Source organism: Halalkalibacillus sediminis (genome assembly GCF_002844535.1).
Classification (GTDB): domain Bacteria; phylum Bacillota; class Bacilli; order Bacillales; family Alkalibacillaceae; genus Halalkalibacillus_A; species Halalkalibacillus_A sediminis.
Genome location: NZ_PJNH01000002.1, coordinates 590,803 through 604,856, shown reverse-complemented (window position 1 = coordinate 604,856; position 14,054 = coordinate 590,803). Strand labels below are relative to the sequence as shown.

Sequence of the window (14,054 nt, the reverse complement as noted above, 5' to 3'; positions counted from 1 at the left end):
ACCTCCTAAATGGTAATGTTAGTTTATCACAAATTCTCACCCATTCGAAAAAGATACACCCAGCCACTTCACGTATCTAGTATACAAACAGGTTACTACATATCACAGCTTTATTTAAATCAATCATTAAAAGGGTATATACCTATGTAAGATTCAACTAAATCGAGTTGTTTAAGAAAGGAATACTATACCTATGAAAATATATACGATTGGCCATTCCGGTCATACAAAAGATCAGTTCCTAAAAATGTTATCGATAGCAGACATCAACTACGTTGCAGATATTCGTGCATTTCCAGCAAGCCGTAAATTTCCTCATTTTAATAAAGAAAATTTGAAATATTGGCTTGATGAATCTAACATCGAATACTGCCATTTTCCTCTTCTAGGTGGCAGACGCCAGCGATCGGGCCAAACTGGAGAAACGTTGAATGACGGATGGAAGAACCGCTCATTTCACAATTATGCGGACTATACAATGACTGATGATTTCAAAAGAGGAATAGAACAATTGAAAACTCGTGCAGAAAAGAAAAATCTAGTCTACATGTGTTCGGAACGTCACCCTGCAAGATGTCACCGTCTGCTGATTAGTAATTGGCTAGAAGCAAACCGCTGGGAAGTCTTTCACATCATCAATGGCCCAAAAGATAATCCTGAGCTAGTCCGCCATGAACTTGGTAAATGGGGAGCAGTGCCTATTATAGAAAGCGACGGTACAGTCGTCTACCCAAATCATCAAGATTGAATGTCATACATGTTGAATATCCTTAGAGGAAAAGAACTTTTAAGTGTTAGATAAATGAGTCTAAGTGTTAAATAATTGGATCTAAGTTTTAAATAATTAAGCCGAGTGTTAGATATCCTCTACTGATTGATAGATTCGAGCTTCTGAGTGTTAGATACTGAGTTCTAAGTGTTAGATTCTAATGTCTTAACTAAATTTAATTTACTTACAAATAAAAATCCTAGGAGTGAAAGTCACTCCTAGGATTCAGTATTATACTGTATATTTCTCAGCTTCGATGATTCCAGCTGCAATTTCACGTTTCTTCTCGATCACGTTGATTGGATCGTGACGAGTAAGTTTACGTAGAGCACCTAACATCATACGAAGGCTATCTCCAGAATCACTTGCGATCAATGTTTCTTTCGCATGTGCTTCTAAACGGTTGAAGGCTTCTTGAACATAAACTTGAGTGTAAAGAAGCTTCTGTTTCGCTTTCTCTTCACCGTCTTTGTTCATTGCTTTATCTGTACGTAGAATAGCAGATTCCATATTGTAAATTTCAGCAGCAATGTCAGCGATATTTACAAGAACCTCTTGCTCTTGCTCTAACTTCTCACCATATTTCTGAGCAGCGATACCAGCAGCTAACAAGCCGATTTTCTTAGCGTTCTTCAATAAATAGAACTCTTGCTCAAGTGGCTCATCGCCGACTTGTTCAGGCATCATGCTCATCAGTTCTTCTTGTAAGCTTTGTGCTTTCTGAAGTAATGGCAATTCACCTTTCATTGCTTTCTTCATGAACGTACCTGGTACGATCATACGGTTGATTTCGTTTGTACCTTCGAAAATACGGTTGATACGAGAATCACGATAGATACGTTCCACTTCATACTCAGCCATGAAACCATAACCACCGTGGATTTGAACCGCTTCATCAGCAGCGTAATCCAATAGCTCAGTAGCCATATATTTGTTCATAGAACATTCGATTGCGTATTCTGCAATACCTTTAGCAACTTCGGCACCGTCGTTCAGTTGTTCTTTCGTCAAATTACCTAAACGTTGTTCGAAAAGTCCAACTGTACGATAAACTGCACTTTCGTTTGCATACGTATTAGCAGCAACGCTCGCTAATTTTTCCTGAATCAAACGGAACGAAGAGATTGGTGTGTTGAACTGCTTACGCTCATTTGCGTATTTTACAGCTAATTCAATTGAACGCTTCGCACCAGCAACCCCACCGATTGCTAACTTATAACGACCAACATTCAAGATGTTGAACGCGATAACGTGACCGCGACCGATTTCACCTAATACATTCTCAACTGGTACTTCTGCGTCTTCTAAGATCAGTGTACGAGTTGAAGACGACTTGATACCCATCTTCTTCTCTTCAGGGCCAGTAGAAACGCCTGAGTAGTCACGCTCTACGATGAAGGCAGTGAATTTTTCGCCGTCGATCTTAGCGTAAACGATGAACACATCTGCGAAAGCAGAGTTTGTGATCCATTGCTTCTCACCATTCAATACATAGTGAGTTCCAGCTTCATTCAATTTCGCAGTCGTTTTTGCACCTAGTGCATCCGAACCAGAACCAGGTTCAGTCAATGCGTATGCTGCAATTTTTTCACCAGTTGCTAATGAAGGCAAGTACTTCTGCTTTTGATCTTCGTTACCAAAGAAAACGATCGGCAATGAACCGATACCAACGTGCGCACCGTGAGTTACTGAGAACCCACCAGAAAGCGCCATTTTTTCAGTAATCAATGAAGAAGTGATTTTATCTAATTCCAAACCACCATACTCTTCAGGTACATCAGCACCTAAAAGTCCAAGCTCACCAGCTTTTTTCAATAGATCTACTGAATTTTCGAATTCATGGTTTTCAAGCTTATCGATTAAAGGGAATACCTCACCTTTAACGAATTCTTCTGCAGTTCTTGCGATCATCTTATGCTCATCTGTAAAATCTTCCGGTGTCAGTACATCCTCTGAAGATACGTCTTCAACTAAGAATCCGCCACCCTTAAATACTTTTTCAGTCGTTTCACCCATGGGAAAAAATCCTCCTTTTTAATCCATCTTATTTTTTATGAACGTAAGAGCGCATCGAAGCTTTGTAGTTCCAACACGCTCAGTCGTTTTATATCAATTCGAATACGCCAGCTGCGCCCATTCCGCCACCGATACACATCGTAACGACGCCGTACTTTACATCTCTACGCTTCATTTCGTGAATCAATGACAATGTCAGTTTCGTTCCTGTGCAACCAAGTGGATGTCCTAAAGCAATTGCTCCACCGTTCACATTAACGATTTCGTCATCTAAACCTAGTTCTCGGATTACTTGAATTGATTGAGAAGCAAATGCTTCGTTCAACTCGAACAATCCAATGTCTGATAGTTCTAATCCAGCTTGTTCTACAGCTTTCGGTATTGCCTTCACTGGTCCAACACCCATGATCTCGGGTTCTACACCAGCAACCGCGAAAGATTTGAACTTCACAAGAGGAGTCAAACCTTCTTTTTCAGCTTTTTCACGATCCATTACTAATACGGATGCAGCTCCATCACTCATCTGAGAAGCATTACCGGCTGTTACTGAACCTTTAGCTGCAAAAGCAGGCTTCAACTTAGCCAGACCTTCCATAGAAGTACCAACGCGAACACCTTCATCACGTTCAAGAGTAAGTGTTGATTCTTTCACCTTATTATCAGGCCCGACTTCACGATTAACAACATCAACAGACACCGTTTCGTCGTCAAACTTGCCTTCTTCAAGAGCCCTCGCTGCACGTTCGTGACTTCTTACTGCAAATGCATCTTGTTCTTCTCTTGTAATACCATATCGCTTCGCTACTTCTTCAGCTGTGTGTCCCATAGACATGTAATACCCTGGAGCATTCTGCACAAGGTCGATGTTTGGACGGATCACGTGACCACCCATTGGAATCAAACTCATCGATTCAGCACCACCAGCAATGATTGCATCACTGTTACCTAGCATGATGCGCTCTGAAGCATAGGCGATACTTTGTAGTCCAGAAGAGCAATAACGATTGATTGTAATTCCGGGAACATCATCCGGAAGTCCTGCTAAACCAGCAATGTTACGGGCCATATTCATACCTTGTTCAGCTTCAGGCATCGCACATCCGATAATGACGTCATCTATATTTCCATCATAATTATTGGCACGCTTCAACGTTTCTTTTATAGTCAATGCAGCTAGATCATCCGGACGAGAATTCGCTAACGCACCTTTTTTCGCTTTACCTACAGGTGTTCGTGCACCTGAGACAATAACTGCTTCTCTCATAATTTCTCCCCCTATTCATTTTGGAGTTAGTACCTACATTCAGTAGGAGATGATGCTCTTATTTGCTCAGCCTCTTGTAAGAGGTTTGCAAAATTAGTTGCGTAACGGTTTACCCTTCATCAACATATGTTGCATACGTTCTTGTGTCTTCGGTTCGCCGACAAGACTTAAGAATGCTTCACGTTCAATGTCGAGTAAATACTGTTCATCAACTTTTGTACCGTAGTTCAGACGACCCCCAGCAAGAACAAATGCTAGCTTATCTGCAATTTTCATGTCATGTTCAGAAACATATCCACCGTGCGCAAGTCCTTGTGCTCCAAGAAGCATGGTTGCATAACCACTTTCACCTACAACTGGAACTTTTTCGCGTTTTGGCGCTTGGAATCCAGCCTGAGAAAGACTTAATACTTGTTGTTTCGCATCATGGATTAAATGATCACCATTAACACTGATTGCATCGTGGCTATCTAGTAATCCGTTCTCTTTCGCTTCCATTGCAGAAGTAGACACTTTCGCCATAGCAATCTTTTCAAAAACGTCATTCGTTATTTTCTGTAAATCAAAACCTTGACCTTCCGGAATTCCTTTAAGCTGCTTCAAGTAATATTCTTTATTACCTCCACCGCCAGGAATCAATCCGACACCAACTTCAACTAACCCCATATAAGATTCTTGTGAAGCTTGGATGCTATGAGCTGGGAGACAAACTTCTGTACCTCCACCTAGAGTCATACCAAATGGCGCTGCTACAACCGGAGTATCATTGTATTTGATGTTCATCATTGCTTGTTGGAATTGCTTGACGACCATTTCGATTTCCATGAAGTTGAAATCCTGTGCTTCCATCAAGATCATTCCTAAGTTCGCACCTACACAGAAGTTACTACCTTGGTTACCAATGACTAAACCTTTATAATTTTTGTTCACTTCTTCAAGTGAATCATTGATCATTTGGATAATATCGAAGCCTATCGCATTACTTTGTGAATGGAATTCAAGTAAAGCAACATCATCACCCAGGTCGATCAAGCTTGAGCCACTGTTCTTCTTGATGACCCCGTTTGCTTGCTTGTGAAGCTTGAGGTTGATCTCTTTCTTGTTCACGTCTTTTTCAACGTACTCACCATTATGGTAGAAATATAGTTTGCCGTTTTCAGTTTTATAGAAAGATTCATGCCCTTGTTCTAACATGCTTTCAACCCATGTTGGAACCTGAGTGCCTTCTTCTTTCATACGGTCAACTGATTCTTTCACACCAATAGCGTCCCACATTTCAAATGGTCCAAGATCCCAGCCGAAGCCCCACTTCATCGCATCGTCAATCGCTGTTATATCATCAGCAATTTCGCCTGATAACTCAGCAGAGTAAACCAATGTCGGCTTAGTGATGTTCCAAATCAAGTCGCCTCCGCGGTCACCTTTAGCTGAAATAAGAGCTTTCAACTTACGCTTTGGACCTTTTTCCTGTTTAGCCATACCAGTAGCATTCGTTTTCAATTTCTGTTGCTCCTGATATTCAAGCGTTTCTGGGTTTAATTCATAAATTGTGCTGCCGTTTTTACCTTTTTCTTTATAATAAAATCCTTGGCCAGACTTAGCACCTAACCAACCTTTTTCATTCATTTTCTTCATGAATTCAGGTACTTCGAATACTTCTTTTTCTTCACCTTCTACTTTGTCATAGACGTTTTTAGCTACATGAATAAATGTATCAAGTCCTACAACGTCTAGGGTACGGAAAGTAGCACTCTTCGGTCGGCCGATCATCGGTCCAGTAACAGAATCTACTTCACCGACACTGTAGCCACCTTTCAACATTTCACGAACTGTTACTAACAATCCATAAGTACCGATTCGGTTTGCAATGAAGTTCGGCGTATCTTTTGCCTCAACGACACCTTTACCTAATACATCCTCACCGAATTGCTTCATGAAAGATAAAGCATTTGGATCCGTATCCTTTGTCGGGATCACTTCTAGTAATTTCAAATAACGAGGCGGGTTGAAAAAGTGCGTTCCCATGAAATGCTTCTTGAAATCTTCAGAACGACCTTCTGCCATCGCTTCAATTGAAATTCCAGAAGTGTTTGAGGTAACAAAAGATCCTTCTTTACGGTGCTCTTCAACTTGTTCATATACTTTCTTTTTAATATCCAGGTTCTCCACAACAACTTCGATAACCCAATCTACATCTTTCAATTCTTCCATGTGATCCTCGAAGTTACCCACCTTGATCAGGTCAAGACTTTTCTTACTTGTGATTGGAGATGGATTTTGCTTTTTCAATTTCGCTTTGTTTGATGCCGCAATCTTATTTCTTACAACAGCATCATCCAATGTCAGTCCTCGCTTCTTCTCTTCGTCTGACAACTCACGAGGTACAATATCTAACATCAATGTCGGGATTCCTACGTTTGCCAAGTGTGCGGCAATACCTGCACCCATAACACCAGAGCCTAATACCGCTGCGCGCTTGATTCTACGGTTCATTTTTGTTCCCCCTGTTCTTTGAATGAATACTCATTCATTTTATCGCAAAAAATTTTGGATAGATATACTATCCAAAATCATTCTATTATTTATCATAAGATATTTTCAGACATTTCGCAATCCTTTTCCCATCTTTTTCTTGAATTACTTTTTGAGAACGCCTTTTACTACGAAGGCTACATTGGCAGGACTTTCTGCTAAACGACGCATGAAATAACCGTACCAGTCTTTTCCGTATGGAATATAGACTCTTACTTTGTATCCTTCTGCTACTAATTCTTCCTGCAATTCTTTACGAATCCCATATAACATCTGGAATTCAAATTGATCACGTGAAATTTCTTCTTGTTCCACAAGTTTCTTAGTAAATCTGATGATCTCGTCGTCATGAGTAGCAACAGCTGTGTAGTTACCATTTTTTAGATGCATAGTAATCAGCTTTCTGAAATTCTTATCCACATCTTTCTTCTCTGGATATGCTACTTCAGGTGATTCTTTATAAGCTCCCTTGACTAAGCGGAGATTCGGATTCAACTTGTTCAAATATTTAATATCACCAGCTGCGCGGTAAAGATATGCTTGTATTACCGTGCCGACATTATCGTAATCTTTTCTGAACTCTTCGAAGATCTCAAGAGTTCTTTGGCAGCGTGAATAATCTTCCATATCAATAGTGACAAAGACACCATTTTCTTTTCCGGCATCGAGGATTTTCTTCATGTTCTCCATAATTAAATCATCGGAAATATCCATCCCCATTGAGGTCATCTTCACTGACAATTGAGAGTCTAAATTATTTTCAGCAATCGTTCTGATCGTATCAACGTATTCATCTGCACGCTCTCTAGCTTCTGAAGCATCAGTAACGAATTCACCTAGATAATCTAGAGTAACTGAAAGGCCCTTGTCGTTTAAATCCTTGATTTTTTCTGCAGCTTTCTGGTTTGTTTCACCAGCGACGAACCTTGCAGCACCAACACGTAGTCCATATTTTTTAGCTGCCTTAGTGAACAACTTATTGTTTGATAGAAATAGAAAAAACTTGCGCATCAACTTTTCCATTTAAAAATCCCCCAATCACTATGTACGTTAAATTGTGAAACCGCTTCCTATTTTACCACTTTATTATAAAAAAATATAATAAAATAAATAAAAACTACTCAAAAGCGATAATAATCACTTAAGAGTAGTAGTATGGGACCTTAATTTTATTAGTTAACGACGTCATATCCTTGTTCTTCAATCGCTTCTTCCATGTCCTCTTTTGAAACAAGTGCATCGTCATAAACGACATCAACTTTTCCTGAATCTAAATGAACCTCAACAGATGTAACACCTGATAAATTTTTCAATGCATCTTGGACTGCTGATTTGCAGTGACCACAAGTCATACCTGAAACACTTAATGTAATTTCCATTATATAACCCTACCTTTTCGTTAAGTTACATCTATTATTTCTTAATTGGAATAATATTTCAACTCTTTTATCCCATTGATGCAAATCAAATTTATTTTGCTCGATCGATTGCTTGTTTCATCGTCTCTTCAATATCCCTCGCAAAGTTTTTCACATCATTATTTTCTATATGATCCATCAGTACCGTCGGGCGAGGCATTCCGATATTCGTTTGTCCACCACTTTCATACACAACGATTTTACAAGGAAGAAAGTAACTCACCTTGCTCTCCATTGCAAGAACTTCTTTTGCTGCCCGTGGATTACATACCTCTAAGATACGATAGGATTCTTCAAAGTCTTCAAACCCTTTTTTGTGTAGAGTTTCTTTTACGTCGAAATCCCATAACACACCAAAACTTTCATCTTTCAATGAATTGGTAATCGATTCGACTGCTTGATCGATTGATTGTGAAGTTTGAACTGTATAATCAAACATAATATCCCTCCTATTTATTAACCTACTGCAAGTTTACCCTCTTTCTGTGAATTTAAAAACGATAATATAAATCGTAAACATTACTATTTACAAATCGTAACGATTACGATACAATCGTTTTAGTTAAAATTCGTGAAGGAGAGAGATAAAGATGAACTACTTGAAACTAGCTATAATAACTCTATTATTATCTTTTTTAATAGCATGTAACACAAGCGAGGGAGAATCTGAAGAAGGTTCCTCTGGAAATAATAAAATCATAACTTCAATTTATCCTATCGAATACATTGTTTCAGAAATTGGTGGTGATGAGGTTTCAGTTGAAACGGTCATGCCAGCAGGTGCGGATGCACATACCTATGAACCTTCAACGAAAAGAATGATCGAACTAGCTGATAGTGATGGTTTCTTTTATGTAGGAGCAGGTTTAGAAAGTTTCGCTGAAGCGATGTCAGACACTATTGAAGGTGAAGGCGTCCATACATTAGCTCTTTCTGAACATGAAGAACTGTTTCTAAAAGGTGAAGAGGAAAGCCATAATGAAGACGATGAACACAATAGTGATGAAGAAGAAAGCCATAGTGAAGAAGATGAACAGGGTCATGATGATGAGGAAAGTCATAGCGATGAAGATGACGGCCATGACCATGGAGACTTCGATCCACATTTTTGGTTAGATCCAACTAGAATGATTGATGCTGGTGATATCGTTTTACAAGAATTAATCAAATTATATCCTGAGAAAGAATCAACTTTTAAAGAAAACTACCAAGCATTTTCTGAAGAAATGATAGAATTAGATAGTGAGTTTGAACAAACACTACATGGAGACGAACATTATCAAATACTTGTAGCTCATAAGGCATTCGGATATTGGGAAAACCGTTATCGCCTCGAACAATTCTCAATCAGGGGAATCTCTTCTTCCCAAGAGCCATCACAAAAAGAACTTCAAGAAATATTTAAAAAGATTGAAGAGATGAAGATCAATCACATCATACTAGAGAAAAATAGAGATGATCGTTTAGTAGAAACTATTGTGGAGGAACAGAACATGGAGCTACTATATTTGCATAATCTAGCCACTCGTACTGAAGATGAAATCGAAGAAGAGAAAGATTATATAGAATTAATGAGAGAGAATTTAGAGGTGCTTAAAGAATCACAACAGTAATGCATTAAAAGTCTAAAGGAAAGGAGCGACCATTATGACACAGCCACTTATAGATGTGCGAAACGTATCGCACCGGTATGATCAACATCTTGTATTAGAGGATGTTTCATTCAGAATCGATAAAGGATCCTTCGTCGGACTAGTCGGACCGAACGGATCAGGTAAAACTACCATTATCAAACTCTTACTTGGAATAGAAAAATTACAGAAAGGTTCGATCGACGCTTTCGGTAAGCCCATTCAAAAGTTTACAAATAAAGGGCACATCAGTTTTGTTTCGCAAAAAGCAAATTCATTTAACCGTGGATTTCCTGCAACTGCTAAAGAAGTAGTCGGTATGGGATTGATTTCGCGTCAAAAAATGTGGAATCCTTCTCAGAAAAAATTCGAGCATCTTATTTTTGAAGCCTTGGATCAAGTGAACATGATGGAGTACGCTAATACAAACATTGGTGACCTTTCAGGAGGACAACAACAACGTATTTTCATCGCTCGAGCCATTGTGAATAAGCCACAACTGCTGATTCTTGATGAACCTACAGTAGGTGTGGATTTTGAAAATGTTGGGCATTTCTACAGACTACTTTCCGAATTGAATCGTGACCTTGGAATCACTCTTGTTCTTGTCTCGCATGATATAGGGACCATTACGACACATGTTACCGACCTCTTATGCTTGAATAAATCGGTCCATTATCACGGGAACCCAAGCGAGTTCGAACAAATGAGTGACGAGGAACGATCAAAACTTTATGGACATAATATGCATACCATTACCCACGACCACTAGATAAAGGAGGGGCAATCTTGTTAGATGCACTAATGAATTTCGAATTATTACGTAACACTTTTTATACAGGACTACTAGTAGGGCTCATTGCCCCTTTATTAGGAACATTTATATTAGTCAGAAGGCTGTCATTGATTGCTGACGGCTTATCTCACGTAACACTAGCCGGAATTGCTTTCGGATTATTCATGCAAAAAAAATATACGCTGCTCATGTTTACTCCTTTTCATTCAGGAATCGCCTTTTCAATTATAGGTGCTTTGGTTATAGAAAATCTTCGGAGCGTTTATAAAGCATTCCAAGAAATCGCTATTCCGATTACCTTATCGGTTGGGGTTGGGTTGAGCGTTGTGTTCATTGCATTAGCCGATGGAATCAATACTGACATTTTTGCTTATCTATTTGGTTCAGTAGCTGCAGTCAGCAGAACGGACCTTTATTTAGTACTAGCTGTTACACTTTTTGTAATTATTATGGTCATTACACTGTACAAGGAATTATTAGCTTTATCTTTTGATGAAGAATTCGCAACTGTGTCTGGTATTCGTTCTAAAGTTATCCACTTCATATTCATCGTGATGACTGCACTTGTTATTTCAGCATCAATAAGGATTGTGGGTGTGTTACTAGTCTCTGCACTTATGACACTTCCAGTAGCTACCAGTATCCGGATTGCTAAAAGCTTTAAACAAGCTATTTTCTATAGTATTATTTACGGTGAAGTGGCAGTCATTTCAGGATTAATCACTGGGTACTATTTTGAGATCCCACCTGGTGGTACAATCGTTATCATAGCTGCATCACTTTTAGGATTAACTTTGCTAATTAAAAAATTGTACATGGCTCGTATATATAAAGGGTGATTGGATGAATCTATCAAGAGCATTAGAAACTCTTAAAAATGAAGGGTACAAATATACCGAAAAGCGTGAAGATATCCTGACATTTTTTAATAGAGAAAACGGTTATCGCACTGCCAGTGATCTATTAAAATTCATGGCGCAGAAATACGAAGGTATCAGCTATGATACTATTTATCGTAATCTACATTTGTTCAATGACTTGGAGATCTTGGAATCAACAGAACTCGATGGAGAAAAACATTTCCGTTTATCATGTGGTCATCACCACCATCATCACCATTTCATTTGTAAGTCATGTGGGCGTACAGAGACGATTGAAACATGTCCAATGGATGAAATTGAAAAAGATCTTAGTGGCTTCATGATTGAAAATCACAAATTTGAAGTATACGGGTTTTGCCCTCAATGTCATTAAAAACATGAGATATCTCATATATTCTTTCTTATAATGCAAAAAAACGTCACGAGTTTATCGTGACGTTTTTTTATCCTACTTTTAATCCAAATACCTCTTCTGTTGGCATTGGCTTGAAGTAATAGAAGCCTTGCCCGACTTCACAGCCTTTACTTAGGAGATAATTGATTTGTTCTTTTGTCTCAACACCTTCTGCTACTACTTGAACACTTGAGAGCTTCGATAATTGGATGATGAAATCAATCATATTCTCATCTGATTGATCAATCCTATTCACGAAAGATCGATCAATTTTTATGAAATCTATTGGTAGTTCTCTGATATACCTTAAAGAGCTATATCCTGTACCAAAATCATCAATACTGATTTTAATTCCGGCTTCTCTTAATTGGGTCAGGGCCTCAATCCCATTTTCAATATCCATCATGATCGACTCAGTAATTTCTATTTGTAGTGCATCGTCCGGTATTTGATATGTTTGTTTAGCTGCTAACAAATCCTCAACCAGACTTTCTTTCATGAAATGGTTTGCTGAAATATTTATAGAGACACTAGGCACATTCATTTCAGACCTTTGCCAAGAAACATAGTCTTGACATACCTGATCAATGATCAATTCCGTCATAGGTATAATCAAACCTGTGTCTTCAGCTAGAGGAATAAATTGATTTGGTGGCACTAAACCTTTTTTTGGATGACGCCACCTTGCTAATGCTTCAAAGCCAAACAGCTCCCCAGTTTTCATATTAAACTGTGGTTGATAATAAACAACTATCTCCTTATTTTTAATTGCACGATGCAATTCATTTTCCATCTCATAAGTGTAAAGACTATCTTCTGAGCTATCATCATAGAAAAAGTAATGACTCTGCTCTTTCTTTGCCTTCTTAAGAGCTGCGTTCCCTTTTTGATATAAGCCTTCAAATCTCAGCCCGTCCTCAGGATAAAGTGTTATGCCTGTGGAAACTGTTACATGAAGTTGCTCATTTCGGACGACGATAGGTTCCTGAAAGTGTCGAATCACTTGGCGGATGATCTGCCTGACCTCCTCTTGGCAAGTGATATCAACGAAAACACCGAATTCATCTCCTCGCAGTCTCCCTACACTACATCGATCACCTACTAGAGATCTGATCCTCCGACCAACTTCGCTGATCAGCTTGTCCCCAAAAGAAGGGCCATAGTTTTGGTTGATTTGATGAAAACGATCGATATCAAAAACAAGAAGTGCATGTTGTTCCTTGGTGTATTTTTCGATCGTTTCGTTCATGATCATTTTCAATGTATTGAAATTATATAGTCCAGTAGCTAAATCAAATTCTTCTAAGTATTTCAGTTCTCTGCGGTAGGCTTCCTCTGAAGTCATGTCATTTATGATGACTTGAAAACCACTAAAACTGCCGTCAGGGTCGAATAAATTGGAATAAGAGACCTGCAAAAATTTCTCTTCACCATCACTAGTAACTATTTGCTTAAGTTGGGTTGGAACAGACTCATCCCCCTTCACAGAAGACAAATTAGATCTAGTATCATACAAGAGTTCACGTACGGTTCCAGTCAGTTCATAACCAACCGCCCTTGAGGCCTCTACTTTCAATATTTTTTCTGCTTGTTCGTTCCATATATGTATGATGCCTTTTTTGTCACAAACTATAATCCCTAAAGGTGAATGATCGATCATGGATTGAAGGTGGTTTTTAGCCTTCGATAACGCTTCTTCCTTTGATTTGATTTCCGTTAAGTCGACAATAAAACCGAAATAGTTCTTTAGTTTGCCTTCCTCATCCCTTACCTCATGCAGAGATAATAACTCTGGATTTTTTTCACCCTGTAAATTCTTTGTAGAAACCTCGCCCTGCCATTTACCGTTTCTCTTTAATTCCCTTCTGATTTGTCTGTAACTTTGCCTAGCAGAAACAAAATGAGGCAGCCGTTCATACCTTTCTCCCACAATATCTTCAACAGATAGCCCCGACATTTTCACAAAGTATTGATTCGCTTTTAAAATTCTACCTGTTTCATCTGTAATCATAAGTCCTTGTGCAATTTGATCGATAATCGTATCTGTTAATCTTACTTCTTCTTTTTTCTTAATTACCTGGTTGTGAAATCGGATGGTTCTCTGTTTCTCATTAAATATAAAATAATAAAAGAGTGCACCGGTAAAAAAAACATAAAACCAACCCTTGAGTGATTGCACAAATGATAAAGTCGAAGCTTCATCAACTAAGATTTCCACTAAATAATCAGAGCTTGTAATCCACACAACACCTATGGATAAATATATGATGATAAATTTAAGAGGAAACTGCCTAAGCTGTTTCAGTTCGATTTGGTATTCATTTTGCATCAAGAATCCCCCTAATTCCCCTAA

General features: G+C 38.7%; 12 protein-coding genes. 5 read left to right on the top strand and 7 right to left on the bottom strand.

Annotated elements, in window-relative coordinates; all coding sequences use genetic code 11:
* Nucleotides 1-193 precede the first annotated feature (193 nt).
* A complete protein-coding gene (locus CEY16_RS09120; protein ID WP_101331675.1) occupies nucleotides 194-748 on the top strand; it encodes a DUF488 domain-containing protein in 555 nt (184 codons plus the stop codon).
* Between the two features lie 252 nt (nucleotides 749-1,000).
* On the opposite strand, the gene CEY16_RS09115 is transcribed toward CEY16_RS09120, so the two are convergent.
* The 6 genes from CEY16_RS09115 to CEY16_RS09090 all read right to left on the bottom strand — a co-directional run bounded on the left by CEY16_RS09115 (nucleotide 1,001) and on the right by CEY16_RS09090 (nucleotide 8,438).
* The gene (locus CEY16_RS09115) at nucleotides 1,001-2,785 is read right to left on the bottom strand and encodes an acyl-CoA dehydrogenase family protein (protein WP_101331674.1); all 1,785 of its coding nucleotides are present in this window, start codon (nucleotides 2,783-2,785) and stop codon (nucleotides 1,001-1,003) included.
* Between the two features lie 88 nt (nucleotides 2,786-2,873).
* Nucleotides 2,874-4,049: an acetyl-CoA C-acetyltransferase gene (locus tag CEY16_RS09110; protein WP_101331673.1), complete on the bottom strand. Its 1,176-nt coding sequence runs from the start codon at nucleotides 4,047-4,049 to the stop codon at nucleotides 2,874-2,876.
* 93 nt (nucleotides 4,050-4,142) lie between these two features.
* A complete protein-coding gene (locus tag CEY16_RS09105; protein ID WP_101331672.1) occupies nucleotides 4,143-6,542 on the bottom strand; it encodes a 3-hydroxyacyl-CoA dehydrogenase/enoyl-CoA hydratase family protein in 2,400 nt (799 codons plus the stop codon).
* 144 nt (nucleotides 6,543-6,686) lie between these two features.
* Entirely contained in the window at nucleotides 6,687-7,604 is a 918-nt protein-coding gene (locus CEY16_RS09100; RefSeq protein WP_101331671.1) for a proline dehydrogenase family protein, read from the bottom strand.
* Nucleotides 7,605-7,753: 149 nt separating this feature from the next.
* Complete coding sequence (gene copZ / locus CEY16_RS09095; RefSeq protein WP_101331670.1) at nucleotides 7,754-7,960, bottom strand: copper chaperone CopZ; 207 nt, start codon at nucleotides 7,958-7,960, stop codon at nucleotides 7,754-7,756.
* 91 nt (nucleotides 7,961-8,051) lie between these two features.
* A complete protein-coding gene (locus tag CEY16_RS09090; protein WP_101331669.1) occupies nucleotides 8,052-8,438 on the bottom strand; it encodes a DUF302 domain-containing protein in 387 nt (128 codons plus the stop codon).
* A 151-nt stretch (nucleotides 8,439-8,589) separates the two neighbouring features.
* On the opposite strand from CEY16_RS09090, the gene CEY16_RS09085 reads away from it, so the two are divergent.
* Genes CEY16_RS09085 through CEY16_RS09070 form a run of 4 tightly spaced genes read left to right on the top strand, consistent with a single transcriptional unit; the run spans nucleotide 8,590 to nucleotide 11,680 of the window.
* Nucleotides 8,590-9,612: a metal ABC transporter substrate-binding protein gene (locus tag CEY16_RS09085; RefSeq protein WP_101331668.1), complete on the top strand. Its 1,023-nt coding sequence runs from the start codon at nucleotides 8,590-8,592 to the stop codon at nucleotides 9,610-9,612.
* 34 nt (nucleotides 9,613-9,646) lie between these two features.
* On the top strand, nucleotides 9,647-10,402 hold the full coding sequence (locus CEY16_RS09080) for a metal ABC transporter ATP-binding protein (RefSeq protein WP_101331667.1): 756 nt from the start codon (nucleotides 9,647-9,649) through the stop codon (nucleotides 10,400-10,402).
* Between the two features lie 17 nt (nucleotides 10,403-10,419).
* On the top strand, nucleotides 10,420-11,265 hold the full coding sequence (locus CEY16_RS09075) for a metal ABC transporter permease (protein ID WP_202908617.1): 846 nt from the start codon (nucleotides 10,420-10,422) through the stop codon (nucleotides 11,263-11,265).
* Nucleotides 11,266-11,269: 4 nt separating this feature from the next.
* Entirely contained in the window at nucleotides 11,270-11,680 is a 411-nt protein-coding gene (locus CEY16_RS09070; protein WP_101331665.1) for a Fur family transcriptional regulator, read from the top strand.
* Between the two features lie 70 nt (nucleotides 11,681-11,750).
* On the opposite strand, the gene CEY16_RS09065 is transcribed toward CEY16_RS09070, so the two are convergent.
* Complete coding sequence (locus CEY16_RS09065; protein WP_101331664.1) at nucleotides 11,751-14,030, bottom strand: sensor domain-containing protein; 2,280 nt, start codon at nucleotides 14,028-14,030, stop codon at nucleotides 11,751-11,753.
* Nucleotides 14,031-14,054 lie beyond the last annotated feature (24 nt).

Excerpts from the sequence above, each read along its gene's own strand:
- CEY16_RS09090 (WP_101331669.1), bottom strand. The coding sequence starts at position 8,438 with ATGTTTGATTATACAGTTCAAACTTCACAATCAATCGATCAAGCAGTC.
- CEY16_RS09080 (WP_101331667.1), top strand. The coding sequence starts at position 9,647 with ATGACACAGCCACTTATAGATGTGCGAAACGTATCGCACCGGTATGAT.
- CEY16_RS09065 (WP_101331664.1), bottom strand. The coding sequence starts at position 14,030 with ATGCAAAATGAATACCAAATCGAACTGAAACAGCTTAGGCAGTTTCCT.
- CEY16_RS09070 (WP_101331665.1), top strand. The coding sequence starts at position 11,270 with ATGAATCTATCAAGAGCATTAGAAACTCTTAAAAATGAAGGGTACAAA.
- copZ (WP_101331670.1), bottom strand. The coding sequence starts at position 7,960 with ATGGAAATTACATTAAGTGTTTCAGGTATGACTTGTGGTCACTGCAAA.
- CEY16_RS09100 (WP_101331671.1), bottom strand. The coding sequence starts at position 7,604 with ATGGAAAAGTTGATGCGCAAGTTTTTTCTATTTCTATCAAACAATAAG.
- CEY16_RS09085 (WP_101331668.1), top strand. The coding sequence starts at position 8,590 with ATGAACTACTTGAAACTAGCTATAATAACTCTATTATTATCTTTTTTA.
- CEY16_RS09120 (WP_101331675.1), top strand. The coding sequence starts at position 194 with ATGAAAATATATACGATTGGCCATTCCGGTCATACAAAAGATCAGTTC.
- CEY16_RS09105 (WP_101331672.1), bottom strand. The coding sequence starts at position 6,542 with ATGAACCGTAGAATCAAGCGCGCAGCGGTATTAGGCTCTGGTGTTATG.
- CEY16_RS09110 (WP_101331673.1), bottom strand. The coding sequence starts at position 4,049 with ATGAGAGAAGCAGTTATTGTCTCAGGTGCACGAACACCTGTAGGTAAA.
- CEY16_RS09115 (WP_101331674.1), bottom strand. The coding sequence starts at position 2,785 with ATGGGTGAAACGACTGAAAAAGTATTTAAGGGTGGCGGATTCTTAGTT.